At 68.0% G+C, this 24,699-nt stretch carries 20 protein-coding genes and 2 pseudogenes; 10 read left to right on the plus strand and 12 right to left on the minus strand.

Features of this window, described 5'->3' with window-relative positions; translation table 11 throughout:
* Nucleotides 1-30 precede the first annotated feature (30 nt).
* Together V1460_RS18250 and V1460_RS18255 are read right to left on the minus strand one after the other, a co-directional pair.
* Nucleotides 31-444 (minus strand): annotated as a pseudogene (locus V1460_RS18250) (transposase); the annotation flags it as partial.
* Nucleotides 445-657: 213 nt separating this feature from the next.
* Complete coding sequence (locus tag V1460_RS18255; protein WP_338674713.1) at nt 658-1,314, minus strand: hypothetical protein; 657 nt, start codon at nt 1,312-1,314, stop codon at nt 658-660.
* Nucleotides 1,315-1,770: 456 nt separating this feature from the next.
* Between V1460_RS18255 and V1460_RS18260 the strand changes: the two genes are divergently transcribed.
* Both V1460_RS18260 and V1460_RS18265 read left to right on the plus strand, forming a co-directional pair.
* Nucleotides 1,771-2,067, plus strand: a complete 297-nt coding sequence (locus tag V1460_RS18260) for a helix-turn-helix transcriptional regulator (RefSeq protein ID WP_338674714.1) — start codon at nt 1,771-1,773, stop codon at nt 2,065-2,067.
* Nucleotides 2,068-2,741: 674 nt separating this feature from the next.
* Complete coding sequence (locus tag V1460_RS18265) at nt 2,742-4,085, plus strand: cytochrome P450 (RefSeq protein ID WP_338674715.1); 1,344 nt, start codon at nt 2,742-2,744, stop codon at nt 4,083-4,085.
* Between the two features lie 118 nt (nt 4,086-4,203).
* Here V1460_RS18265 and V1460_RS18270 read toward each other — a convergent pair whose 3' ends face one another.
* Nucleotides 4,204-4,515: a hypothetical protein gene (locus V1460_RS18270; RefSeq protein WP_338674716.1), complete on the minus strand. Its 312-nt coding sequence runs from the start codon at nt 4,513-4,515 to the stop codon at nt 4,204-4,206.
* A 342-nt stretch (nt 4,516-4,857) separates the two neighbouring features.
* On the opposite strand from V1460_RS18270, the gene V1460_RS18275 reads away from it, so the two are divergent.
* Nucleotides 4,858-6,243, plus strand: coding sequence for a cytochrome P450 (locus V1460_RS18275; protein ID WP_338674717.1), 1,386 nt, complete (start codon nt 4,858-4,860; stop codon nt 6,241-6,243).
* A 288-nt stretch (nt 6,244-6,531) separates the two neighbouring features.
* Here the strand turns inward: V1460_RS18275 and V1460_RS18280 are convergent, their stop codons facing one another.
* Nucleotides 6,532-6,687 (minus strand): hypothetical protein, encoded by a 156-nt coding sequence (locus V1460_RS18280; RefSeq protein WP_338674718.1) that lies wholly within the window; start codon nt 6,685-6,687, stop codon nt 6,532-6,534.
* A 252-nt stretch (nt 6,688-6,939) separates the two neighbouring features.
* Between V1460_RS18280 and V1460_RS18285 the strand changes: the two genes are divergently transcribed.
* On the plus strand, nt 6,940-7,596 hold the full coding sequence (locus V1460_RS18285; RefSeq protein ID WP_338674719.1) for a class I SAM-dependent methyltransferase: 657 nt from the start codon (nt 6,940-6,942) through the stop codon (nt 7,594-7,596).
* A 1,489-nt stretch (nt 7,597-9,085) separates the two neighbouring features.
* Complete coding sequence (locus V1460_RS18290; protein ID WP_338674720.1) at nt 9,086-10,342, plus strand: protein-glutamine gamma-glutamyltransferase; 1,257 nt, start codon at nt 9,086-9,088, stop codon at nt 10,340-10,342.
* Between the two features lie 296 nt (nt 10,343-10,638).
* On the opposite strand, the pseudogene V1460_RS18295 reads toward V1460_RS18290, so the two are convergent.
* A pseudogene (locus V1460_RS18295) lies at nt 10,639-10,917 on the minus strand (N-acetyltransferase); the annotation flags it as partial.
* Between the two features lie 62 nt (nt 10,918-10,979).
* Between V1460_RS18295 and V1460_RS18300 the strand changes: the two are divergent.
* The 4 genes from V1460_RS18300 (at nt 10,980) to V1460_RS18315 (ending at nt 13,969) form a co-directional block, all read left to right on the plus strand.
* On the plus strand, nt 10,980-11,609 hold the full coding sequence (locus tag V1460_RS18300) for a DUF4291 domain-containing protein (RefSeq protein ID WP_407077481.1): 630 nt from the start codon (nt 10,980-10,982) through the stop codon (nt 11,607-11,609).
* Nucleotides 11,610-12,298: 689 nt separating this feature from the next.
* A complete protein-coding gene (locus tag V1460_RS18305; RefSeq protein WP_338674722.1) occupies nt 12,299-12,655 on the plus strand; it encodes an STAS domain-containing protein in 357 nt (118 codons plus the stop codon).
* Nucleotides 12,656-12,794: 139 nt separating this feature from the next.
* Nucleotides 12,795-13,298, plus strand: a complete 504-nt coding sequence (locus V1460_RS18310) for a hypothetical protein (protein ID WP_338674723.1) — start codon at nt 12,795-12,797, stop codon at nt 13,296-13,298.
* Between the two features lie 173 nt (nt 13,299-13,471).
* Nucleotides 13,472-13,969 carry a ricin-type beta-trefoil lectin domain protein gene (locus tag V1460_RS18315; protein WP_338674724.1) on the plus strand — a complete coding sequence of 166 codons (498 nt, stop codon included), beginning with the start codon at nt 13,472-13,474 and terminating at the stop codon, nt 13,967-13,969.
* Nucleotides 13,970-14,192: 223 nt separating this feature from the next.
* Here the strand turns inward: V1460_RS18315 and V1460_RS18320 are convergent, their stop codons facing one another.
* Nucleotides 14,193-15,443 carry an amidohydrolase gene (locus V1460_RS18320; RefSeq protein WP_338674725.1) on the minus strand — a complete coding sequence of 417 codons (1,251 nt, stop codon included), beginning with the start codon at nt 15,441-15,443 and terminating at the stop codon, nt 14,193-14,195.
* Between the two features lie 281 nt (nt 15,444-15,724).
* On the opposite strand from V1460_RS18320, the gene V1460_RS18325 reads away from it, so the two are divergent.
* Nucleotides 15,725-15,901: a thiazolylpeptide-type bacteriocin gene (locus tag V1460_RS18325; RefSeq protein ID WP_338678094.1), complete on the plus strand. Its 177-nt coding sequence runs from the start codon at nt 15,725-15,727 to the stop codon at nt 15,899-15,901.
* A gap of 96 nt (nt 15,902-15,997) precedes the next feature.
* Here the strand turns inward: V1460_RS18325 and V1460_RS18330 are convergent, their stop codons facing one another.
* From V1460_RS18330 to V1460_RS18355, 6 genes are all read right to left on the minus strand, one after another.
* Nucleotides 15,998-17,995, minus strand: a complete 1,998-nt coding sequence (locus V1460_RS18330; RefSeq protein WP_338674726.1) for a TOMM precursor leader peptide-binding protein — start codon at nt 17,993-17,995, stop codon at nt 15,998-16,000.
* Entirely contained in the window at nt 17,992-18,750 is a 759-nt protein-coding gene (locus V1460_RS18335) for an ABC transporter permease (RefSeq protein WP_338674727.1), read from the minus strand. Before V1460_RS18335 ends, V1460_RS18330 begins: the two co-directional genes overlap by 4 nt.
* Before the next feature lie 64 nt (nt 18,751-18,814).
* The gene (locus tag V1460_RS18340) at nt 18,815-19,780 is read right to left on the minus strand and encodes an ABC transporter ATP-binding protein (protein ID WP_338674728.1); all 966 of its coding nucleotides are present in this window, start codon (nt 19,778-19,780) and stop codon (nt 18,815-18,817) included.
* Between the two features lie 55 nt (nt 19,781-19,835).
* Complete coding sequence (locus tag V1460_RS18345; RefSeq protein WP_338674729.1) at nt 19,836-20,948, minus strand: M50 family metallopeptidase; 1,113 nt, start codon at nt 20,946-20,948, stop codon at nt 19,836-19,838.
* A complete protein-coding gene (locus V1460_RS18350; protein ID WP_338674730.1) occupies nt 20,945-21,985 on the minus strand; it encodes a lantibiotic dehydratase C-terminal domain-containing protein in 1,041 nt (346 codons plus the stop codon). Before V1460_RS18350 ends, V1460_RS18345 begins: the two co-directional genes overlap by 4 nt.
* A complete protein-coding gene (locus V1460_RS18355) occupies nt 21,982-24,696 on the minus strand; it encodes a lantibiotic dehydratase (protein ID WP_407077482.1) in 2,715 nt (904 codons plus the stop codon). The genes V1460_RS18350 and V1460_RS18355 overlap by 4 nt, the downstream gene beginning before the upstream one ends.
* Between the last annotated feature and the right edge of the window lie 3 nt (nt 24,697-24,699).

A 24,699-nucleotide genomic window follows, 5' to 3' on the forward strand; every position in this document is an offset into this window, starting at 1 on the left:
GCAGTGCTCAAGGAGCCGGTCGAAGACCACCCGTTCCATGCCATTGTCCGCGAGCCGGGCCCGGAACCTGGACAGCACACTCACGTCGAAACCGGTGTCCGTCAGCTCCATCCCGAGCGCGTACTTCCAGTCGATCGCCCGCACCATCATCACCGCGGCCTGCCGGTCGGTGAGGTCCTCGCAGTACTGCAGCACCGTGACCAGCGACAACACCCCCGGCGACAGCCCCGGAGCACCCCGCACCCCGAACGCCCCCGCGAACGGCTCATCAGCGAAAATCCCCGCCAGACGGTCCCGGGCCCGTATCGCCAGGCTCCCCTTCGGGAACGCCGCCCGAGCCACCCTCACCGTCTGCTCCGGGATCTCCGGCAGCCCCACCGGCCGCATCGACACCCGTCCCACCTCCACGGCCGCACGGCACGAAAGCGACCCAGAGACGATCATCACCGACCCGGCCCCACCCCCGCCACGAATTGCGCAGCAGAGTCATCGGGCAGGACAAAGCTCTTCAGATCCCTTCCGGGACTTTGCTCCTCAGGCATGGCGGGAAGCTAGCAGAACGGCTTCTGACCTGCACAAATATCGCAGTTAGTTCGGTCAACACACCCTCCGCGCCGTCGAACTCGCAGACCTTCTTGTAGCGGATCGGGCCCGTGATCAGGAGTCGCGCAGCATGCCAGGATGGTCCCGTCCGGTGAGGTCGACGGCCAGGCGCCCGCTGGTCAGGTCCGCGAAGCTGAGAGCCAGTTCCTGCCACTGCGAGCCCGCGAACGCGCGGGAGTCCACGATGTGCTGCCGCTGATCACCATGCGAAAGCACCGCCCACAGCGACACGACAGAGTCGTGGCTGCCGTAGTCGAACCCCAGGGAGGCAATGTCCTCCCAATGCAGTTGCAGCCGGACCTTCCAACGAAATGCTCCCCCAGGACGGGGCCATTTGTCCCGGACAAGCATGCCGGACTCGTTCAGACTGAACTCGGTGTCCTTGTTGCTGCTGAGAACAGTGACAGGGCCCCGTGCCTGCCTCTCAGGCGGCGGCTCTTCCCGACGCCGGGGAGGACGCGCCTTTCCGAGCACGGTAGTCAGGAATGCGTCGTCCGACGCCGAACGCTCGTGGGAGGGGCGGATCCTGAGGTCGCGTCGCCCCGTACCAGCCGACCGGACGGCATCGCGGCGGTTGAGCACGCAGGCGCTGGTTATGAGACTCGCTCCGGCGACCATGCAGACACCACCTACAGCCCACTTGCCGACTCCCGGCTGATCGGCCAGTAGTGCCGAGAGTCCGAAGACGAGCACCAGGACCCCGATGACCATGGAGGAGTAACGTGCCCAACTCGGCCCTTTGCCCACGATCGCCTGCCCCTTCTCCCGATGATTCCGAAACGCCTTCTGTATGGCTGACGTTCCCCAGTGCCTTCCCGATTCAAGCGCACAGCAAGAAAGACCAACGCACCGAGGTCGAGCGACGCAGGGAGTCAGCTACCGAGGACCTTGGCGTCTCCCCAGACCGGACACCCCCGAACTCCGCATCCTGTCACCGGCGCAGCGGCCGAAGGCCGATGTGCTGCTCGTCCTCGCGGACGAGATACGCGAGTCGACGATGCGACTGCTTGAGTCACTCGCCGCGAACTGCCGCAATCCGGGCGTAGCGATCATCCTCGTCTCGGACCAGGTGCCGGAGCCCTATGTACTGCGGGCCGTGCAGGGGGCTGCGCAGCGTGACCGAGGTCGGTGCACGGGTTCGACGTGGTGGTGGACACCATCCGGAGCGTGGCGAAGGGTGCCGCCTGCATGCCGCCGGAGTTCCAAGGCCGGCTCGTTGACAAGATCCGTTCCCTCCAGGGCGAGGTGCTCGCCCCGATCGGCATGACCCTGTCCGGGCTGATCCCGCGGGAGATCCTTGTGCTACGGCTGCTGTCGGAGGGGCTCGACACCACGGAGATCGCCGGACGCCTCAACTACTCGGAACGCACCGTCAAGCACGTGTTCGGCGGAGTAACCAGCCGCTTCCGCCTGCGTAACCGCACCCAGCCCGTCGCCTTCGCCCTGCGCCAAGGCGTGCTGTAACGGCTTCTCCGCCCTCTGCTCGGTCGTCCTGCCCGGATCGTCCGGGCAGGGCGGTGCGACGGACAACAGCCGGCGTGACAAGACAACCTGAGCAAGTAGCACCCACTCGTGCCGATGGGTCGGCCACACCAAGGTCCCGCATCGGTGACCCAGCTGCGCGCGGGAGGCACTCGGGTGTTCGGCACCGCGGCGACCGGGCAGACGGCATGGTACGGAGCGGCATGCGCTGCAGCACCGATGCGGTATCCGAGGGAGGACGGCCGCACCTGGCGGGCCCACCACGAGCAACTGCGCGTGGGATGCCGGCGTGAACGAGCGGCGAGGGGATGGCTTCATTCTTCCCCGCGCTCTCCATGATGGACGTCCCCTGGGGCTGAACCCCCGATCCCGGATTCCGTCAGAGCGCAACAAGCCCACGTCGCAAGGATCAAACGCCGGGTGCCTCTTGTTCATCGCCCCAGCCGGACGCCGGGCAAGGGTGACGGAGCAACCGTCGCTGGCGCAGATGCGGATTCCCATTGATGATGATGCACCAGAAGAGCCGCAGGTGGGTCAGCTGCAGCCTCAGCAGGGAGACCCCCCGACGGCTTCGATTCGACCGGGAACACGCTTCACCACCACACGTCAGCCGCAAGGCCGAACGCCGGCTTCTGATCGTCTAGGAGAGAACGTCTGTGTCACTGACAGCCATACCCGTTGCCAAGGGGCGCGTCCCGGGCCTCGGCCACCTGCCGCGACTGCTGCGCGATCCCCTGGGGGCTCTGAGATCCCTCCACACCGAGGGGCCTGTCCTCCGTCTTCAGGTCGCCACCATGCCTGTGGTCCTGGTAACGAGCCCCGAAGCCGTTCACGAAGTGCTGGTCAACGGCAAGGCCTTCAACAAAGGCCGCATGTTCGACCGGGTCCGCTCCTTCTCCGGCAACGGACTGGCCAGCTCAGACGGCGCCTACCACCGACGGCAGCGGCGGCTGATCCAACCCATGTTCTACAAGGAGCGCTTGGCGGGCTATGCCGAGACAATTGGCAAGCAGGCACGCGCGCTCGCTGACTCATGGAGCGACGGGCAGGTCATCGACGCTCATGATGTGATGGGCTCTTACGCCATCGGCGTCTTGACGAAGACGCTCTTCGGTGCCGATATCGGTGCTCCGGCGATCCGGGCTGTCCAAGAGGATGTTCCCCTCCTCAACAGCTACCTGCTGCGCAGAGCGATCGCCCCGGAGTCTTTCGACAGGTTCCCGATCTGGAAGGCGTTCGACCAGGCCTCGGCGCGCATGCGAGCCGTATTCGACGATGCCATCGCCGCTACCCGGGCATCCGAACCAGAGGCCCGCGGCGACCTGCTGTCCTTGCTGCTCTCCGCACGTGACGAGACCGGCGCGAGTCTCACTGACCAGGAAGTACGCGATGAACTGACGACGATGCTCTTCGCCGGGTCCGAGACCGTCGTGTCAACCCTCGCCTGGACGCTGTACTACCTTGGCCGGCACCCTGAGGTGGAGCAGGAACTGCTGGCCGAGATCGATGAGGTGATCGGCGACCGCCAGATCACCTTCGCCGACGTGCCACGCCTGCCGAGCGTCGGCCGCGTCCTGGACGAGGTCATCCGCCTTCACGGGGTGGTCGCGACGATGCGACGTACCACCGAGGAAGTCACCATCGGCGGCTACACCATCCCAGCGGACACGGAGGTTCTCCTCAGCTTCTACGCACTCCACCGGCGTCCCGACCTGTACCCGGATCCGAACCGATTCGACCCCGGCCGATGGCTCCCCGAGGAGACGGCAGCACGACCGCGGCAGCATGTCGTCCCCCTGGGCGCAGGCGCCCACAAGTGCATTGGTGACAAGTTTGCGTGGATGGAAGCCACGATCACCCTGGCGACGATCCTGCCCCGATGGCAGCTCCGTTCGGTCCCCGGCAGCAAGCCTCCGAAGGAGGCGGTCGCCGCCGTGGCACACCCCGTACGTGTCCCCATGGTCATCCGTCAACGCCAGGATCGTGGGCGATCGCAATGACCATGTGAGCCGCCCGTCGCCCTGCTCACCTCTGGTGCGGTGCGGTGAAGGCTGTCCACGGTGATACGGCCGGTTCCCGCCGCCCTGTGCTACCGGTGGGCGGGAACCGGCTGGTCTGTCAGAGCGCCCTGAGGTAGTACATGGTGCGGACCCCGCTGGGTGAGCAGGCCAGGGTGTTCTGCGCGCCGGTGAAGGTGAAGCCGGGCATCGTGGTGCACGCCCACATGCCGTCTGCGGGGAGTTGCACGTAGTACATGGTGCGGACCCCGCTAGGGGAGCAGGCCAGGCTGCTCTGAGTACCGGTGAACGTGTGGCCGGGCGGTACCGTGCACGACCAGAACCCGGCAGCCGGTGCCTCGGCCCTGGGCGATGCGGACGCAGTGTCAGCTGCCGCCGACGCTGTGGTGGGGGCGAGGGCGGCACCCAGCATGACGACGGCGGATCCTACGCCGAGCAGCAGGGGGCGAGTGCGCGTTCCCCTTCGCGCCGGTTCAGCTTGCTCACCGCTAAGGGCTGTCCGCAGGACTCATCGAACAGAGGCCTCCTGGCGCCCCAATGTCCTCGACCGCCAGGAGGCTTGACGTCATATCCGGACTGGTACGGACAGAGATATGCTGCGCTGGGCTTCCGAACATGTGCTTCATGAAGCGGATGCTCAGGGCTGCTGCGCGCGGCATGCAATGACGATCATGAGTGCCCTGTCCGGCCTTCGTGACGGACGCACTCGCCATCTCCGGAGGCGACCGACTTGACCCCCCACCACCCCTCAACGATGCCTGACGGGGCCGCGCCGCCTCCCGGCTGCCCGGCCCACGGCGGTCGGAACGGCCTACAGCGCCTCGCGGAGATCACCGACCCTGCGGGAACGTACGAGAACCTGCGTCGCCAGTACGGCGCGGTGGCGCCTGTGCTGCTGCATGGTGACCTCCCCGCCTGGCTGGTGCTCGGGTACCGCGAGAATCTCGACGTCATGCGGACCCCCAGGCTGTATGCCCGCGACTCCCGTCATTGGAGCGCGTTCCAAGAGGGCCGCGTGCCGATGGACTCTCCCCTCGTTCCCATGGTCGGCTGGCAGCCGATGTGCGCCTTCGTCGACGGTGCAGAGCACGCCCGACTGCGAAGCGCCGTGGTGGACAGCCTCGATGCGATCAGCCGACACGGTATGCGACGGTACGTCAAGTACTTCACCCAGCAGCTCGTCGCGCGCTTCTCGGAATCCGGAAGGGCAGACCTCGTCAGCGACTTCGTCGAACGCCTGCCCATGCTGGTCGTCAGCCGGATCATCGGCATGAGCCCGGACAAGGGTCCGCTGCTCGTCGAACCGACGCTCGACCTGATCCGGGGCAGCGACACCGCGCCGGCGAGCAACCGTCTCGTCACCCGGGTGCTTGAGGACTTGGTCGCGTACAAGGCCAACTCGCCCGGTGAAATGGACCTGGCCACCCGCATCCTCGGTCACGAGTCCGCGCTCAACCACACAGAGGTGGTCGAACATCTGCGGCTGATCCTCGTCGCCGCACATCAGAACACGGTGAACCTGCTCACCCAGACGCTGCGATTGATGCTGACCGACAGCAGCTTCCGCGGACGGCTCAACGGCGGCTACATGACGCTGCCGGAGGCACTCGACCAGGTGATGTGGGACAACCCCAGCCTCAATGTGCTCCCGGGCCGCTGGGCCTTGGCCGACCACACGCTTGCGGGGCAGCAGATCAAGAGGGGTGACATGCTCCTGATGGGCATCGCTGCAGCCCATATTGATCCTGAACAGCGCCCGGACCTTTCCGTTTCGATGGCCGGCAATCGCGCGCACCTGGCGCTGGGCAGCGGTCCTCATGCTTGCCCTGGTGGGGACATCGGCCGTGCGATCGCCGACACGGGCATCGAGGTGCTGATGGAGTTGCTGCCCGACATACGGCTGGCGGTGCCGAACTCCGAGATCCGCATCACGTCCGACTGGATGACCTCCCGGCCCGCCGCTCTTCCGGTCGAGTTCACTCCGCGGAGGTCTGACAGCATCTCACCTCGGCGGCAGCACTCTCAGGCGACCAGGCCTCTTCCCGCCACCAGAGAGAGCGCCGAACCCCCGGCCATCCCGTCGCCGCGCCCACCGAAGAGGTGGCGCAGGCTGAATTCGCACTCACGCCCGACAGCCTGACTCTGCGGAGGAGACATGGCTGTTCGCGTGAACTGCGTCCTGGGGCTGCCGTCGCAGGCAGAGCGACTGCCTTCGTTCACATGGTGCTCAGGCGGCTCGTGATCAACCTGCCGTGGGCCCCCGACTTCCTCGGGGGCCCAAAGACCGACCGTCATGTCCTCGAAGCCAGGACTGGGTACCTGCTCCGGCTGGTCGCTCTCACGCAGACGCAGCTGAGTGCGAGGATTTGCGGGTGCTGAAGTGCGAGATCGGCGGTCGTCGGGATCGCGGTCGCTGCCTCATGGGTGGTCAGCGCAGAATGTCGGCCCAGTGCGCCAGGATCGCGGGGAACTCCTCGGGACCCACCCAGGCCCGGAACAACTGGGCTGCGGAGCAGCGGTTCTCCGGGTAACCGAAGTAGGCGCCGACGATCGCGTGGTCGTGTATGAGAGCGCCCTCTTGCACCCTGAACTGCTCCTTCCGTACGCACACGTACCCCTGACGGGGAATCAGGCATACATGCCTTTGGGCTCGATGTCTCCAAGTTCTCCGTTTGCGTTCATGGCTCGGACCCTGGACCGGGCCTACTGCCACTGGAGCACGTTGGTGTGATCCAGCCAGACGGAGGCCTCAATCAGCCCGCGTCCGCAGCGCGGGCGCGGGATTCGGCACGAGGCGGGAGAACAGCTGCGAACGGCGGGTGTTAGCTTCTATCCCGTGGTGGAGCACCAGGACGAGACCAGGGCGGCCTACGACGGGGTCGTCGAGCTGTACGCGTCGATGTTCGCTGATCGGCTGGAGACGCAACCGTTCTCACGGAACATGATCGGCACTTTCGCCGAGCTGGTGCGCGGGACGGGGAGTCCGCGGGCGGCCGATGTCGGCTGCGGGCCCGGACATCTGACGGCCATGCTGCATGACCTGGGGCTGGATGCCTTCGGGCTCGACCTCTCTCCAGCCATGGTCGACCACGCCCGGCGGGCCCATCCAGCGCTGCAGTTCGAGGAGGCGCGAATGGAGGCCCTGCCAGTCGAGGACGGCAAGCTCGGCGGCGTGCTGGCCCACTACTCGATGATCCACACCCCTCCTGGGGAACTACCCGCGCTGCTCGCCGAGCAGGCGCGTGTCCTGGCGCCAGAGGGCCTGCTCCTGGCCTCGTTCTTCGCGACCGACGGGCCCGAGCCGGTCCGCTTCGACCACAAGGTGACACCCGCCTACAGCTGGCCGGCGGACCGGTTCGCCGAGCTCCTGGCCCAGGCCGGTCTCGTCACGTTCGCCCGGCTGCTCCACGACCCGGCCTCTGAGCGGGGCTTCCTCGACGCCCACTTGCTGGCCCGCAAGTCGGAGGACACCGTCGAGGCCATCGCACAATAGGGCAGCCGCAACGGCACATGCAGGACTTCAAAGCGTTTCGACGAGCAGGGAAAAGACGTCCGCGATCCGAAGGGCTGGCCTGGCCCGGACAGCGGCATCGCCGCGGCCGAGGACACCTGCACCGCGCAGGCGAGGCCCGCCTCGACGCGTTCCGCTGGCTGCACCACCACAACATTCAGGACGCCGTCACTCCCGCCTCGGACACCGCAGCCCCGATCACCTAAGGGCTGTCCCGTAATCCCCGGCGGGCGCGCGGCGACAGCTACGGCACTCCCCCCGGCTTCGCCGGGAGGTGCCCCCACGCTGCGTTGTCGAATCGCCCGAATACACCCAGTATGAGGGCGACTCTCTGCCTTGCGTTGCACCGCACCTGACGCCGCGCTCTGATCCACCGCGGACTACGGGACAGCCCTTAGAAGACAGCATCTGGAACAACATCAACAGGTGCACCGAACACCGGACATCTCGCGACACTCGTCTCCCGCGGGCAGAGGGCGCCTTACCGGCCGTTTCACCGGCGGGTGGCACGAGTGACAAGACCGTCGGCGGAGTGAAGCGGGCAAAGACTCGCAGCGGCGAGTGGCGGAGATCTTGCTGTATCCGAGGGCCTGCGTGATTCGCATGGCTCCGACCCTCCGCGTACCGACCGCGACTCTTGCGACTGGTCAGGCGGCCGCTCCGCCAACTCCTCGACCAGTCTGCAGCACCGTCGTCCGACGCTCCGCGTGTCCCAGACGTCACTCGTCTCCGCCCGACCGCGGACCGAGTGCCGGGGGCAAGGAGAACTCCGCCGCTCCGCATCCCGAGCCGGACGGCCTCGGAGCGATGACCGAATACCCCCTATGTGACAGCGTGGCCGGTTCTCAAACCACCGTGTTGTCCGAGGGTTGGCACCGGGACATGATCCTTTCTCGTACGGCAAGACCACCCATGCGGAAGCCGAGATGTGATGCACCGAACCTCCACGAAACGGACCCGACAGCCTACGGGCCGTCTTCAGACGCCTGTGTCCCCGTAGGCCAGGTCTATGCGAAGTCCGGTCCGGGGTGCCGGACTCCGTCACCCAGCGAGGAAGCCGCAGGACGGTCTCTCCACTTGACCTCAACGCGGGCCGTCTCTGCTTCCCTCACCCAACGGGCATAGATCACAATGCCGTTCATCCCCGGTCAGGTGTGCCTGACGGAATCGGCTTCATGAGTTCCGCCTCGCACGCCGCGGTCCGCTGATGCGGCCCGTGCCACCCGATCCGCAGCGCGTCGAAGTCTCGGGGCCCATATCGGGAGCCGTCGCCCTGCCTGATCGGGCCGACAGGACCGTCACCTGATCGTGGTGGCCTCAGTCGGCCCAGACGGCGCGGCCGTCTGTCCGGCGACTCACCGTCCCCACTGTATCGGGCCCATCCCCTGCATCTCGATCGCGTACCCCTGCGCCTCTCCTCCCGCATGCCATCTCTTCACGACGTTTCACCGCAAAGGAGTTCCTGATTTCCATGCACAAACGCTCGAGGATTCTCGCTGTCACCACGGTGGGCGTATTGATGTGTACGGCTGGTCTCATGCCGTCTGTCAGCCAAGCCGCCGACAGGGGCGAGAGGGAGGACAGGGAGTCCTACGCCGAGGAACACGGTCTGACGGCAGATGACATCAGGCACATCAATGCTCTGAACGAGCTGGCACTGAATCTGGGGCGGGTCGGCAAGCCCTCAGGGCCGTCGCTGCCGAGTACCGTCGAATCTCTCAGGGCCGCGGCGGCGGCAGGCGGCAGGGTAACACCTCCCGCCGAGCCCCTCGACCGCATGCCCGAGGCCTACCGGGCCTACGGAGGCAGGGCGACCACGGGCATCAGCAACTACATACGCAAGTGGCAGCAGGTCTACAGCCAACGCGACGGCCAGATTCGGCAGATGACCGAAGCGCAGCGAGAGCAGCTGTCCTACGGTTGTGTGGGTGTCACCTGGGTCAACTCAGGGCCCTACCCGACGAACAGACTGGCGTTCGCCTCCTTCGACGAGGACAAGTACACGAACGCTCTGGAGAACACGATTCCCAGGGCAGGCGAGACGCGGGCTGAGTTCGAAGGGCGCATCGCCAAGGAGAGTTTCGACGAAGGCAAGGGCTTCAAGCGAGCTCGCGATGTGGCGTCCGTCATGAACAAGGCCCTTGAGGACGCCCACGACGAGGGGACGTACCTCAACAACCTCAAGGCGGAACTCACAAGGAGCAATGACGCGCTGCTCAACGAGGACGCCCGATCGAACTTCTACGCGGCTCTCAGGAATACGCCTTCCTTCAAGAGCAGGGATGGGGGAAATTACGACCCGTCCAAGATGAAGGCGGTCATCTACTCCAAGCACTTCTGGAGCGGACAGGATCCGCAAAGCTCCTCCGACAAGAGGAAGTACGGCGACCCGAACGCTTTCCGCCCCAGCACGAGCACCGGCCTGGTCGACATGTCGGAGGACAGGAACACCTCTCGCAGCCCCGGCAACCCCGGTGAAAGCTATGTCAACTTCGACTACGGATGGTTCGGCGACCAGAACGAAGCAGATCCCGACAAGACCGTGTGGACCCACGCCAACCACTATCACTCGCCGAACGGCGGCATGGGCCCCATGAAGGTGTACGAGAGCAAGTTCCGCAGCTGGTCCGCCGGATACGCGGACTTCGACCGCGGATCCTACATCATCACCTTCATACCCAAGAGCTGGAACACCGCACCCGCCAAGGTGACGCAGGGCTGGCCGTAACACCGGACCGCCGCAGGAGTACAGCAAGATTACTCCCGTAGGTCCAGGAGCTGACCCTCTACGTTCGCCACGCAGGCGGGAGAGCCGGGCGCAACGCTGCCCGGCTCTCCCGAGGACGAGCAAGGCTGCAGGTCATACAGCCAGCCGGTCACCGCAGCGGTCTCGGTGCGCGAGTCCACGACGCCGTCGGTACCGACCCAGGTCGGTACCGACGGAGCCTGCGGAACCGCCGCGGTCACCCGATCGAGACTCCCGTTCGATCGACAGCCTTCGAGATCGGTACAAGCAACAACCATGGGATGCTCCGGCAGGGCGAGCCAGTCCAACCAGGAGATCTCGCGGCCGAGGAAGCGCGGCTGCTCGAACGGCCAGTCGGCGGCGATCCGCTGCGGCACCAGCACGTCGAGGGCCTGCTCGACCTTGCTGCCCACCAGCTCGCCCACCACCCACCAGGAGATCTCGCCGTCCGGGCCGGGCCTCTCCGGTGGGTCGATGTAGACACAGCCGAGCAGAGCTTTCTCCGCCGCGTCGAACAGCGCGTACTTGAAGGACTGGTGTGCGGCGATCTCCTTCTCAAGCATCGCCTGCACCCTCATCTGTTACCGCAGACCCGGAGGCGCCACGCCGCAGTAATTCGATGGTGCACGTGAAGCGGTGTGATCATCCTGATCCAGTGACACAACCCAAGCATCAGATCAGAGCCCTGCACACGAACTCGACGATCACCGTCTACCAGGCATACTCGCCGGAGATCGGTCTGGTGGCGGCCCGAGACGGTCGATTCCCGGCAGTGTGGCAGCGGGACCGGATGACGTGGATCAAGCCGTCATTTCTGTGGATGATGTACCGCTGCGGGTGGGGCACCAAGGAAGGTCAGGAGCATGTCCTCGCCGTCGAGATCACCCGGGAAGGCTTCGAGTGGGCACTGCGGCACGCCTGCCTGTCCCACTATGAGCACGGACTCCACACCGACCGCAACACATGGAGGCGCCAACTGAAGCGGGCTCCTGCCCGGGTTCAATGGGACCCCGAACGCGACCTGCATCTTCGGCCCCTACCCCACCGATCGCTACAACTCGGCCTCGCCGAGGAAGCCGCACGTCTCTACGCCGACGAGTGGATCGTCTCCATCGCCGACGTCACGCCGCTGGCCCGCACGATCCACGCCCATGTACAGGGCGGAGAGCTGGACGCCGCCCAGCAACTCTTGCCGCACGAACGCCCCTATCCCGTGAGCGATGAGATTCTGACTCACCTACACCGATAGGCGGGAACACCAATTGAGATGACTTCCGATAAGGATGGTCGCATCCAGCCGGTCTCCGGGGGCGTCGTTCGTCGCACGGCCTGTGGTCCGACAGAGCTACCAGAACCGCAGTTGGTCATTCCACTTGCACAGGTCGGCGGAAGCGAGCAGGAATCCGGCAGGAGCCCGTTGACCTGACGGCAACTACCGGCCACAGCCGCCTTCCAAGCCTGCAAAGTGAAAGCCGGGCGCGACCGAGGCCCCGTGTGCGGGGACGCAGACACCGAGAGCGGAGAAGGTGCCGCATGGCTCGGTCACGCTGCACCTGCCCGCACCGACCCGGCTGCGCCCGCGTGGGCCACCTTCGCCGCCATGCTCGAGCGGCAAGCGGCTGGGCGGCGGCGCGCCGACGATACCCGCCGGCACGACGACGACGGAAACCGGCCCAGCCGAAACCCGCGAATATGACATAAAGTAAATTTGGTGTGGTCTCGCCGAAGCAGAGGCGGGTGTGCAAGGCTGAGGGAACTTCCCAGCCTGGTCTGGTGAGGTGCCCCGCGCTGCCGGGCGGTCATCGTAGTGGCTGCCGGAGGGTACGGGTGGTCTTGCTCGGCTGTGCGCGGCACCGATGGCCGCGCGCCTAACGGCGAGCTTCCACCCGTTTGGAAGCCGGCCGTTCTGGGCTCCGTCCCGAAGGGGCCGTCTGAATCATGCAGGACTTCAATGTGAACGTCAGCCGCCTCCCCAACCGGGTGGTGGTCGCCCTCCGAGGCGAACTCGACATCGACACCTGCCCCCACGTCACCCATGCTGTCGCTCCCCTGGCACTGCACAACAGCACCCTCATCTTGGACCTGAGCAAGGTGTCGTTCATGGACTCCAGCAGCCTCACCATGCTGTTGCGCCTACGGCAGCGCTCCGGAGCCGAGGGCTTCCTGCTGGAACTGTCCGGCCTCCCGGAACAAGGCCGCAGGGTCATGGAACTGACCGGAGCCCTGCCGCTGTTCCGGATGCGGTCGCCCGAGCTCCCCGCACCGCGCAACGTCCCCGAGCACCACAAAGCCTGAGATGACGTGCGCGCCGCCCGCCCGAGCACGGAACGGGACGGCACGTGGGACGCAGCCGCGCGCAACGGTAGTGGACCGCACACAACGTAGAAGCGACGAGGCGCACCATGCCGCGACGAGGCCGTTGCGACCAGGCACGATGCGCCCGCTCGCCGCGCACCCGAGCAGCCCGGCGCGGCGCCGCACGCACACCCTGGCAGCCGCGGTGCAGGCCGGGCTGGAGCGGGCCTTTCCGATCGACCCGCCGCAGTTCCTCCCGACGGTTCCGCACGGTTACGCATACCCCGGCGTCGTGGGCGCTGGCCTCTCGGCCGCCGGGTTCACCGTGGAGGAGGAACAGGAGTTGACTCCGGCGTGCCCTCTCGCATCGGTCGCCGACGTCGCCACCGGATACCTCACCGGAACGCCGGTGCGCGCGACCATCGTGGAGCGTGGCGACGGGCCGACCGTCCGCGCCACCGTCATCGAAGAGATGACGAACCGCCTGGTCCCAGGTACCGCTGTCCGACCCCAAGACGGCATACGCCTTCCGCAGCACGGTCTGAACGCGCGGCGCATCCGCCGGATGCCGGAAACGCACCACAACGTCTTCCAAGATCAGCGGCCACATGGAACAATCAATTCCGTATTGTCCGATTTTTGACAGGTTCTCAAATCGCTGGCACCTTGATCATCAACGGCAGCACTCGGCGCCGTATCGCCATGATGGCTCAGGAAGGCCACCCGCACCCATGCCCGAGAACTCGGCACTTCCGGCCGACCCGGGTGGGGGGAGCTTGTCGGCCCCAACGAGCCTGGGATCAAGAAGGACAGCAGATGATTCGCAAGGCAATGTCGGCGCTGATAGCGCTCCTGACCGCGGTCGGGGTCAGCTTCCTCGCCGCCGGCCCGGCTCAGGCGGTCGGCAACACCAAGCTGTGGAACATGGGCAACTGCGCCACTCCGGAGGGCAACAGCACCGCCAACGGCACGGTCGTCACCACGTGGGACTGCACGGGCAGCAGCCTGCAGAAGTGGCATTGGCAGGGCATGTTCCTCGTCCACGACGTGAGCGGCAAGTGCCTGACTCCGCGCGGCAACGCCTCAGGCACCAACGGCGCCGTCCTCACTCTGTGGACCTGTGACTTCAACTCGCTTTCCAGCCCGCAGCGGTTCGATACCGACTTCGACCAGTACACCGACCGCATTCGGACGCTGAACGGGTCGAAGTGCATCACCAACAAGGGCAACTCGCTGGCCAACGGCACCTGGCTCACCCTGTGGACCTGCAACCCGGAGTGGAACTACGCACAGGTGTGGCAGATCTCCCTGTAGCACCCGTAGTCCCACACAGCGAATGGTCCGCCGACGAAATCGGCGGACCATTCGCCTTCATACCTGAGCCAGCGAACCGGAGGCTTCTGATCCGGTCGGCGCCCCCGCGCCTCGGGCAGTCCGTGACGCGTGTCCTGTCGAGGTCAACGCACGGTGGCCTTCGCCTCCGGTCCGGGCAGCGACCGCGGACCGGGCGCGGTCGATCACGCGTCGGGTCCGGTCGTCATGTGACCGCCTTGTCCAGGTAGTGAAGTGCAGCGTCCCTGAGAGCCGCGATACCGACCGGGAGGGCCGTTCGTACGTCAGGGGCGAAGCCCGGCGCATGGTTGGGCGGTACCGGATAACCCCCCGCGCGGGCGGCCCGCCACGCACCGGCACCGGTGACACCGAGCAGCCAGTACGCCAGGGGGACGCCGTCCTCGCCGAAGCAGGAGAAGTCCTCGGTGGCCGTAGTGGCCGGGGTGCGGACCACGCGTTGCGCGCCGAGCAGATTCTCGTGCACCCGGCGCAGCGCGGTCGTCACGGAGTGGTCGGGGATCAGGGAACGCGAGCGTGCGGCGATCGTGAACTCGGGGTCACGGGGGCAGGCGGAGGCCTCGCACTCGGCGCGGATGACGCGTTGTGCCACCGCGCTCAGCCTGGTGAGGACTTCGTCAGTGAACGCCCTTATACACAGCGTGAGTTCCGCCCTGTCGGGAGTAACGTTGGCACGGTCACCCGCTCTGAGAACGCTCACGGTCAGGACCGCCTGCTCCGCGGGGTGTGTCTGCTGCGCCACGACCGACTGCAGGCGGACGACCGCTGCCGCCGCCGCCAGGACCGGATCGGCCGTGAGGTGCGGTGTGCCCGCGTGGCCGCCCCGGCCGTGGATCACCACATCGAGCGTGACACTGCCCGACAGGAGTGGGGCACCGGGGGCTGCATGGGCGACCGTGCCCGCGGGGATCGGGGCAGCGTGCTGGGAAAGCGCCAGGTCAGGGAGGCCGAAGCGGTCGTACAGGCCGTCGTCGAGCATCGCCCGGGCGCCGGTCAGGGTCTCCTCGGCAGGTTGGCCGACGATCAGCACGGTCCCTCGCCAGCGGTCCGACAGCCTGGTCAGCTCTCCGGCCGCCCCCGCGACGGCTGCCAGGTGCAGGTCGTGGCCGCAGGCGTGCATGACGCCGGGGACCGTGCTCGCGTAGGGCAGACCGGTCCCCTCGGTCACCGGCAGGGCATCCAGTTCCGCGCGGAGGAGAACGGTCGGACCGGGGCCGTTGCGCAGGACGCCCACGACGCCATGGCCCCCCACGTCCCGGGTCACCGCGTAGCCGTGCCGGGACAGTGCGGCCGCGAAGGTGCCGGCAGTGCGCTGCTCGGTGCCGGACAGCTCGGGATGGGAGTGCAGGTCGATGTAGAGCTCCAGAGCGGGACGCAGGGTCCCGGGAGGCAGGATGGTGGTGCCGGGCGACGTCGCTCCTGCGGTTGCGTGGGTCACGGGTGTCCACCTCGCTGGGTCGGTACGGGGTTATGCCCGGGGCCCGGCCCGCTCCCGGCTTCGCGGCAGGTGCCGCCGGTGGCAGCGGGAGGAGCACCCGGAGGCCGGATGTGCGGTCGGAGTCGGTCCGCTGTCACCTCATGTCAGCGCTCTGGCAGCGGAACGCGGCCGATCTGACAGTGGCTGGGGTTGGGATGGGGGTGTCGCCGGGTGACACCGCCGCGGTCGTGGCCGCCGAGGACTCCGGCGGCGTTGACCCGTAGTCGGTATCCAAGGAGATCATCATGGCCAAGACCGAGCTCGCCACCCTCGCCGACGAGATCCTGGAGTTGGAGTCGGAGACCTTCGAGATCTCGGACTACTCGGACGCGGCCGAGGTCGTACTCGCCGGTTCGTGTTCGTCCTCCTCGACCTCGACCTGCTCCAGCACCACCAGCACCACCTCCTGCAGCGCCTGACAGCAAGTACGCGCGCACGGCAGCCCCTTCCCGAACCGGAGTACCATCTCCGTACGGGAAGGGGCTTGTCCGTACTGTCCCCTGCGTCCTCTCCGGTCATGGGAACGGGTGCGGGACAGTCTTGATCTCGGCTTCCGGCAGCTCATCCGTGCGCCGGCCCGCGTCCCGCAGTCCGGCGCGCAGCCTGGGCATGCGCAGGGCGCGCTGCCTGGTCCAGCCGAAGTCGAGCGGCAGGAGCCCGGGGACGATGGTCCTGACGGTGTGCAGGCCCATGCGGCGCTGCTCGGGAGTCGTCTGGTCGACGGCGATCACGTCGAACCCGGCGCCGCACAGTTCGTCGCGGACCAGCCACAGGTCGTCGAGTAGGTCCCCGGTGCGCGGGCGGCGGTCCTCCCAATCCTGATACAGCCGGGTGAGCGGCAGCACGGCGGTCGGGTCCAGGTACTCGGCGGCGTGGCCCGCCATGGCAGGCAGGCCGTACAGCTGGGCATGGTCCTTCAAGTGGAGGACCTTGGTGTAGTCCCGGGCCATCTCCTCCAGTTCGGTGCGCCGTTCGGCCACCTGGTACGGCAGGTACGGAATGTAGGTCAGCACCTCGGACAGGGCTGCCTCGACCGTGCCTTCCGGGTCGAAGCCGGCAGCGGCGGCGAAGGAGAGCGTCCCGTATCCGCCGTCGCGGCGGACCGCCAGGGCGGTGACGACGGGGACGGCCGGGCCCATGCGCGTGTCGAAGGCGTGGACGTCATAGCCGTGCAGTGCGGCCCGGTCGACCATGTTGTGGATCGCGGGAGTCCGGCAGGTCGCCAGGTCGATCTCGGTGAGGCGCGCCCTGCTGTACCAGGCGAGCAGGAAGGCGTCTCGCTCGATGAGCTCCAGCAGCCCGAAGAGGATCGCCTCCTCCAGGCTGCCGCCCGTCGCACAGCCGTTGGAGCACTCGAAGACGAAGTTGTCGGCGTCGACGCCCGCGCCGTAGTGGGCGAGCCGGGCGGGGATCAGGGCGGGCTGGTCGTCGCGCAGCGAGTGCCCCCACACCCAGGGCATCTTCCGGTCCGGGTCGAAGGGGCTGACCAGGTGGTCCTTCGCATAGGTCTCCGGCGCGTAGAAGCCGCAGTCGACGGGGTTCAGGACGCGCGCGCCGCCGGCCGCGAGGCTGCTGTACGCCTCCATGACGGGGGCGGTACCGCGGCGCCTGTGGGTGCCCGCGTAGCGTTCGAGGCCCTCCAGGTAGGCGAGATTCCTGCTGGTGTTGTAGCAGTTGGACTGTCCGCTCCAGGTGACGTCGTTCAGTCCGGCGTAGCCCCGTACGAAATGGGTGCCGGCTACCGGTGCTGTGGTCGTGGAAGCGGGGTTGATCCAGGTGTCGGAGCCGATGGCGCCGCACACGGGGTTGGCCAGGGCCGCGGTCGGGAGCGGATAGGCGTCCAGGGGTCGGATGCGGTAGCCGTCCGGTTTCGGCTTCGGTCGGGGGGCGAACGTCATACGGGCCGCTTCGGCCGTGTCGGGGCGCTCCTTCACGCAGGCGGGGCACAGCGGCTCGGGCAGCAGCGGGAACGTGGCGGTGGCCAGGGTGCCCAGGTCGACGCGGGTCACCTGCGGCAGGGACCGGTCCGCCGCTGTGAACCCCTCGGGGGCCCTGCGCGTCCCCGGCAACACCGCCAGGTATGCCGCCCAGACGGCGTCCACGGTGAAGGGGGTGAGGACCGGCCAGTCGACAGCGCCGTACGAGGGGTAGCCCAGTTCGAGCGCCTCCCGCTCCGAACGGCTGCGCAGTCGCTGCCACCGCATGGCCAGGCACTGGCCACAGGCGGCCGTTCGCGTGCCGCCGTCCATACGACCGATGTCGCCCGCGTCGCCACCCCAGGGGCCGATGAGCACGGCACGCGAGGTGAGCTGGATGTTCGCCGCGGGCCGCTCGGCGGCGTACGGGTCCGGGACACCGCAGCCGAGGGTGTCGGCGGCGCCGAGCGGTACGACCAGGGGTACGGGGAGGTTTGGCAGAGCCGCCGTCCGGTGGCGGGCAGTGAGCTCGCACTGCAGTCGGCTCCTGGCTGTGTCCAGGGGCGCCTCTTCGCGCTCACGCACAACGCCCGTCATGACTTGTCGCTCCAGCGGAAGGTCTTGAGCGCGATGGCTCCGAAGAGGACGGCGCAGCCGGCGAGCACCCCGCAGGCCACCATGACGTCGGCGCCGACGCCGTCGCTGCCGGTGAGGGCGGCGGAGGTCCCGTCCACGAGGTAGTACAGCGGCAGGGCCCTGGCAAGGGTCTGCATCCAGTCCGGCATGGCGTCCAGCGGGAAGAAGGAGCCGGACAGGAACGCCATGGGGATCATCAGGCAGTTGGCGATCGCGGCGACCGCCTCGGGGGTCTGCGCGTATGTGCCGACGATCACCCCGATCGCCAGGAAGGCGGTGATGCCGAGGAACAGTACCGGCAGTGCCAGCGGCCATCCGGAGGCCAGGCGCAGCCCGAACCACGGCAGCAGCGCCACCCCCACGAACAGCACGGCCTGGACGAGGCCGATGCCCAGCGCCAGGACGTAACGGGAGGCGAGCACGGCGGGGAGCCGCACCGGGGTCATGCGGATGAGGCGGAGCAGGTCGTCACGGCGCCACTGCATCAGCACGAACCCGATTCCGAAGACGGCCGCGTTGGCGATGCCCCAGGCCAGCACGCCGGGCGCGATGTAGTTGATGTAGGGCTGCCCGCTCTGCTCCACGTTCTTGCCGTGGAAGATGAGGCCGAAGACGACGAGGAAGAGGAGAGGGAAGGCGAAGGTGAAGAAGAGGGTGGCCTTGTCGCGGACGTAGGCCCGGTATCCGGCCTGGCTCAACGCGGCGTATGCGCTCATGGTGGCGTATCTCTTTCGTGTACGCGTGAAACGGGGTGCGGGGGCGGTGCCGCGATGGCAGCGGCTACGAAGCCTCGGTGGAAGCGGGTTCCGTGGCGTTGCCGATCAGTTCGAGGTAGACGTCCTCGAGGCTGGCGGTGCGGGTCCGTACGCCCTGGAGTCCGGCGAGTGCATCGACGTGGGCCAGGACAGGGCCCGAGTCCAGGGTCTCCAGAACGATCGTGTCGCCTTCCAGGGCCACCTCCCGCACACCGGGAATGCCCCGGGCCGCCTCCAGCGTGAGCCGGCCGGCGGGCACCAGCAGCCGGGTGGTCGGACTGCCCGCGGCCACCATCCGGGCAGGTGTGTCCAGCGCGGCAAGACGCCCGGCGACGATGATGGCGACCCGGTCGCAGAGGGCCTCCGCCTCGTCCAGGTGGTGGGTGGTGTAGACGATGGTGCGGCCGGCACCCTTCAGGTCGCGCAGCACCTGCCACAGGTCCCGGCGGGCCTGCGGGTCGAGGGCCGCGGTCGGCTCGTCCAGGAAGATCAGTTCCGGATCGTGGACGAGGGCGGCGGCGACGGCGAGACGCTGGCGCTGACCGCCGGACAGGTCCTCCACTCGGACATCGCCATGGTCGGTCAGCCGGACGGACGTCAGGGCCCGTTCGGCGGCGGCGTGTCCCGCGCCGTACAGGGCGGCGACCGTACGCAGATGTTCGCGCGCCGTCAGCCGGACGAAGAACGCCGACGCCTGGGTCTGGACTCCGACCCTCGGCAGCAGACCGACGTCGCGCGGCCAGGGGGCCCTGCCGAGGACCGACACGGAACCGGAGTCCGCCTTCCGGAGGCCCTCCATGATCTCGATGAGGGTGGTCTTGCCCGCTCCGTTGGGACCGAGCAGCCCGAAGAACTCACCGCGTGCCACCGTCACCGAGATGCCGTCCACAGCCTTGGTGGATCCGTAGTGCTTGCGCACGGAGTCGAGGACGATGGCCGGCCCGTCCTGTGCGGAGGGTGAGGCGGTGGACGTGGGATCAGTGGTGCTCACGGGTCTCTCCTTGTCGGGCGGCTCACCATGTGGCGAGCCGGTGCCTTGACGGCGCTCACCCGTTGGTGAGCAGGTGGTGGACGATCGCGGTGACCGCCGTGACGAGCGCGCCGAGCACGAATGGGACGCTCATTCCGTACGCGGTGTAGGCGGCACGGGCCCGTCGCGGGTACTCCCGGGCAGCAGGGTCCCGGCGTACGGCCAGCCGCAGATACGTCCGGGTTGATGCGGCCAGTTCGGTGGCGCCCGCCAGCTGGGCGGCGATCTTGTATCCGTCCAGTGGGGGCAGGGGAACGAGCATGGTGAACGCCTGTACGCTCCCGAGGAACAGGATTCCCGCGAGTGCTGCTCGGGTCCCTTCGTCTACCGGGGCGTACCACCAGACGGCGAAGAACGGCAGCAGGAACAGAAGGTTCATGACGGCACCGGCGGCCGCCGTGGCGATCCGGTGGCGGCGGGTGCCCAGATAGAGGAAGTCGTCGACGGTGCAGTACATGATGACGACCGGAAGCCGCCAGCGCAGTCCGATCTCGTGGACGTGGCCGCCGTGGTGCCGGGCGACCACCCCGTGCGCCAGTTCGTGCAGGGCGGTGCTCAGCCACAGCAGGGTCGCCGCGGCCGTCAGCAGGAACGGATCGGTGAACAGTTCCCTGGTGGCCAGGAGCAGTTCGCCGACGTGCCAGGCGAGGACGACCTCCATGGTGGCGAGCAGCACCAGCAGCGGTGCCACGCACCACGGTGACAGCAGCGGGCGCACGGCCCGGTGCAGCCGCGCGGTCGTCGCGTCCGCGTCCGCGACCAGCCGGAGACTGCCGCGCAGCACTCCGCGTGGCTCGGGTGCCGGTGCCGGGGGCCCGGCGACGGCCGGGGAGTCGGTCAGGAGCCCTCGGGTGCCGAGCATGCCCAGCAACCGCTGCCAGTGGGCGTCGGCGAGCCTGCGCCCGTATGCGCGGGCGTACTCCGAGCCGATCTCCTCCAGGGTGCGGTGCCCATCCATACGGGAGATGAGGAAGTGCTCCTTGACGCCCACCTTGAAGGACTGCCCGCTGCCGGTGTCCTTGATCAGGTGCACGGTGTTCCTGCCGTGCAGGAACGCGTCGCTGATCAGGACCCCGGGGCGCAGCCGAGGCCGGTACGCCGTGAAGGCGGAGGGAGTCGGGGCGGTCATCGCGGCTCTCGCAGGGCGCGGCCCAGGACATGGGCGAGGTAGGCCTCGTCGCGGATGGTCACATGCAGCCGGTTGTTGGTCATATGCATGTACGGAGAGAGCAGGCGAGGCAGCGCCACGGCGGGGTCGGTGACGCGCTCGTCGCGTTCGCCGTCCCACGACCGGAACACCAGGTCGCCGTCGTCGGCCAGGGTGCGGGCACGGTCCCGGAGTTCGGCGCAGTGATCGGCCCAGTCGGCGAGGAACGCGGGGAGACGGGGCGTGTCGTCTCCGCCGGCGACGGCGTTGCGGACGGCGGCGAAGCGGGATGCGAGCTTCGGCGCCATGGCCGCGTAGTTCGTGTCGTATTCCTCGCTGCCGATGAAGCCGGTACCGGGGAAGGCCCGGTGCCAGAACGCGTAGTAACTGTCCAGGTAGTCGGCCAGCTCGTCGTCGCCAGGCAGGAAGGAGCAGGACATGACCATCATCAGTTGCGCCGACGTGCCGAGCAGCACGGTTCGCAGGTGCAGGTTCTTGGTACGGAAGGCCTCGATGACCAGATCGCTGGAGTGCCGGAAGTGCCATTCGGCCAGCTCGATTCCGGCCGGACCACCGTACTTGCCGTATTCCGGCTCGTACTCGGTCGGGCTGCGGGTGTTGTTGGGCCGCAGCCGCATCCGGCCCTGGTCGTCGGTGTAGCGGGCGCGCTCGCCGGCGGGGTACTCGATCTCGAAGAGCGTGTTGTAGAACTCGCTGAGGAAGCCCGAGTCGACCTCGTACAGGGCGGGGCGCTCCGCGAGGAACGCGTCGACGGCCGCTTCGGTACGGCGCCGGACCTCGTCCTCCGCATCCGGGGAGGAGGGCTTGATCCGCAGGCGGACATGGGGGCCTTCGAGCCAGTAGTTGATGAAGAAGTAGCCGTCGATGAGCCCGTCCGCCTCCAACCCGGCCACAAGGGGACGGATGCAGTGGAGCAGCATGGGGCGGGGGTTGGCGGCGTAGAAGACGTGGGTGGCCTGCCAGGCCCCGGTGCCCGTACGTGTTCCGGTCGTCGTCATCCGTGGTGGTTCCTTCCTGCGGTGCGGGCGGCGGTCGCCGTCTCCACGGCGAGTTCCGAGACATGGCGGCCCCGGTCGGACACGGTGTGCAGGGCGTCCTCGTCGGGCAGCATCTCCCGGAACACGACCCGGGACTCCGCCGTCCTGATCAGCCCCTCGAACGCGGAGAGCGACAGAGGGCTGTCGAAGTCCACGTACTGTGGCTTCGCGGCGGTGGCGCCCCGGGCACCGGAGTCCGAGACGGTGGCGAACACTCGGTCCGGCAGACCGTGTGCGCGCCGGAAGCGGTGCCAGCCGAGGAATCGTTCGGCGTCCGGCACAGAGGGCCCGGCCAGCGGCAGCCGGCCGGCCGGACAGCTCCAGCTGCGGCGGCTGAGCACCACGCTGCCGTGTCTCACGCGCGGCCGTCCGGTGACGCCGTCGTCCGGCTCGCCCTCGGGGACACCGCCCCAGACGTCGAGCGGTGCGATGGACGTCGGAGAGAGCAGCAGCAGGGTGCGGGGCAGTTCGGGGAGGGCGAGCGGCACCAGGTAGCCGAGGTAGACCGGCACCACCTCGCGGCCGAGCCGGACCGAGCGCAGCACCAGCCGGTCGGCTCGCTCGTCGTGCTCGATGCAGAGGCTGTCGAGTGGGATGCGGAACTGCGGGTCCAGCGTGCCGCTTTCCCCCGGGCAGACGATCTCGTGTGACGTGAGTCGGCCGTGGAGGTTGAGGTTGCTGGTTACCGGGCCACCCGTCACCTCTGCGAAGACTGCGCCTTCCGGCCGGATGTCCTCCGCCCGGCGCAGCAGTCGCTCCTCGATGCCGTCGAAGCAGTGGGTGAAGCGGCTGAAGGGAAAAGAGAGCCCCCCGTATGAGCGGTTGAGCACGGCCAGCGGACGGCCGTCTCCGCGGTCGGCCAACTGGAGGTGATGGCTCATGGGCAGGAAGTCGGCTGTCACGGGGACCAGTGCGGAGGCGACCTCGTCGATGAGGGCGTCGTCCACGACGAGCTCTTCCCCGTCCCTGGCGTCCCACAGGGCCCGCATCCTCGTGACGAAGGTCTCGCGGGCGGTGTCGAGTGCTTTCAGCTGCGGCAGTCCCAGCCAGTTCACCTCGGGGACGTAGCGGCCTCGGGCATCGAAGGGGGTGCGGCCGGAGGTGAAGCTCAGATACTGGTCGAAGAAGTCCTCGTGGAAGTCATGGACCAACTTCAGCAGGTCGTCGCAGCGGCCGCCCTGCCCGTACCGGGCGAGGAAGAACCCCTTGAAGGTGATGCGCTGCGGCAGCGTCAGGTCGAAGGCGGGCAGGATCCGCTCCACCTGGCGCAGGGGATGCTCGATCTGTTCGGCCCACAGTCTCGGCCCCAGGGTCGTCGGAGGGCCCGCCGCGACGTCCTCGTACAACACGGTCTGCGGGACTCTGCCCTTCTCGGCACCCAACTCCTGCTGAATGCAACTCAGTTCGTCTCTCAGTTCGCGCAGCAGCGCGGTGCGGGCGGCCGGGGCGGCCTTGCCGAATCGGTCGACGCACTCAGCGGCCGCTTCGAGCCGGCCGGCCAGTGTGCTCGCCCAGGGACGGCCGAGGTCCCGCAGGGACTCCTGGAACGCCCGTAGCGGATCGGTGTCGTGCACCTCGGTCCGCAGGCATGGGACCTGCACCATGCCCACGTCCAGCAGGGCTTGGAGGTACTGGGCGCACTCCTCGTCGCCGGCGTCCCGGTCGGCGGCGAGCCAGTCGGCCAGCTCGGCGAACCGCACGGTCTCCCGCTTCTCGAAGAGCCCGAGCAGCCTCTCCAGGGTGCCGCTGCGGCGCAGAAAGAACAGCCGGTCCTTGACCGCGTCGAAGGTGACCGCCGTGTCGTCGTCGCCTGCCGTCACCCATCGGCGCACATAGCGCACCCGTTCGCCGTCCCTGCCCCAGCCGGAGGCCAGGGACACGGGCAGGTCGGCGCGGCGGGCCGGGTCGGCGACGACGGTCTCCGCGAGTCGGCGCAGTGCCACGACGTTCAGGCGGGGATGGCTGGTCCACTCCTGCGCGATCCTCACCTCCAGTCCGCCCGCCGGAGACTGCAGGTCGGCACGCTCGCCGGACCAACCGAACTCGGCCCGCTCGCCGAACTCACCGAACGCGACCCCGGTGAAGGTCGAGAACGGGCTGGTCTTACAGGCCGTCCGATACAGGTACGACAGCAGAGAACGCTCGATCTTGCGAGTCCTCCTGTCCGGGCGGGCGTCCGGCGCCGCAGTCGTCTTCCGTAGGTAGGTGTCGAGTCGGGCGTCCAGGGCGGGTGAGGCGAGCAGCAGGCCCTTGCGCAACCGCTCCTCGCCCGCCAGTCGGCACAGCGCGGCGCGGCTGCGGGCGGTCTCGACCGCGAGCAGTCCCGCTCCCTGCGCGCTGCGGGCCGCGAGGCCGCGGCGTGCGGCGAGCCAGTCCGCCAACGCCTCTCCCACCGCCTGGTCCAGGCCGGTCACCAGGGACAGCGCCGCCTCGGCATCGCCCGGCAGGCGGTTGTTGAAGACGTCCCGGCGCAGCTTCAACAGTGCACGGCGCCCTGCGTCTTCGGCACATCGCCCGATCAAAGGGTGCAGCAGATCACCCAGTGCTGCGCCCGCAACGCCCAGTCGGTCACCGGTCGCAAGGACGTCGTCGGCCCAGCGGCGGCTGTCCGGGCAGCGCAGCTCACGTACGGTGTCGATGGGCAGCCCGGCGACCCGGAGCATGAACGGCATCTC

The sequence above is a fragment of the Streptomyces sp. SCSIO 30461 genome (assembly GCF_037023745.1).
In the GTDB taxonomy this organism is placed as follows: Bacteria; Actinomycetota; Actinomycetes; order Streptomycetales; family Streptomycetaceae; genus Streptomyces.

Bases quoted from the DNA above. Each gene is read 5' to 3' on its own strand.
- V1460_RS18255 (WP_338674713.1), bottom strand. From the start codon at position 1,314: ATGGTCATCGGGGTCCTGGTGCTCGTCTTCGGACTCTCGGCACTACTG.
- V1460_RS18270 (WP_338674716.1), bottom strand. From the start codon at position 4,515: ATGCTGGGTGCCGCCCTCGCCCCCACCACAGCGTCGGCGGCAGCTGAC.
- V1460_RS18275 (WP_338674717.1), top strand. From the start codon at position 4,858: ATGCCTGACGGGGCCGCGCCGCCTCCCGGCTGCCCGGCCCACGGCGGT.
- V1460_RS18290 (WP_338674720.1), top strand. From the start codon at position 9,086: ATGCACAAACGCTCGAGGATTCTCGCTGTCACCACGGTGGGCGTATTG.
- V1460_RS18300 (WP_407077481.1), top strand. From the start codon at position 10,980: ATGGTGCACGTGAAGCGGTGTGATCATCCTGATCCAGTGACACAACCC.
- V1460_RS18305 (WP_338674722.1), top strand. From the start codon at position 12,299: ATGCAGGACTTCAATGTGAACGTCAGCCGCCTCCCCAACCGGGTGGTG.
- V1460_RS18310 (WP_338674723.1), top strand. From the start codon at position 12,795: ATGCGCCCGCTCGCCGCGCACCCGAGCAGCCCGGCGCGGCGCCGCACG.
- V1460_RS18315 (WP_338674724.1), top strand. From the start codon at position 13,472: ATGATTCGCAAGGCAATGTCGGCGCTGATAGCGCTCCTGACCGCGGTC.
- V1460_RS18330 (WP_338674726.1), bottom strand. From the start codon at position 17,995: ATGACGGGCGTTGTGCGTGAGCGCGAAGAGGCGCCCCTGGACACAGCC.
- V1460_RS18335 (WP_338674727.1), bottom strand. From the start codon at position 18,750: ATGAGCGCATACGCCGCGTTGAGCCAGGCCGGATACCGGGCCTACGTC.
- V1460_RS18345 (WP_338674729.1), bottom strand. From the start codon at position 20,948: ATGACCGCCCCGACTCCCTCCGCCTTCACGGCGTACCGGCCTCGGCTG.
- V1460_RS18350 (WP_338674730.1), bottom strand. From the start codon at position 21,985: ATGACGACGACCGGAACACGTACGGGCACCGGGGCCTGGCAGGCCACC.
- V1460_RS18355 (WP_407077482.1), bottom strand. From the start codon at position 24,696: ATGCCGTTCATGCTCCGGGTCGCCGGGCTGCCCATCGACACCGTACGT.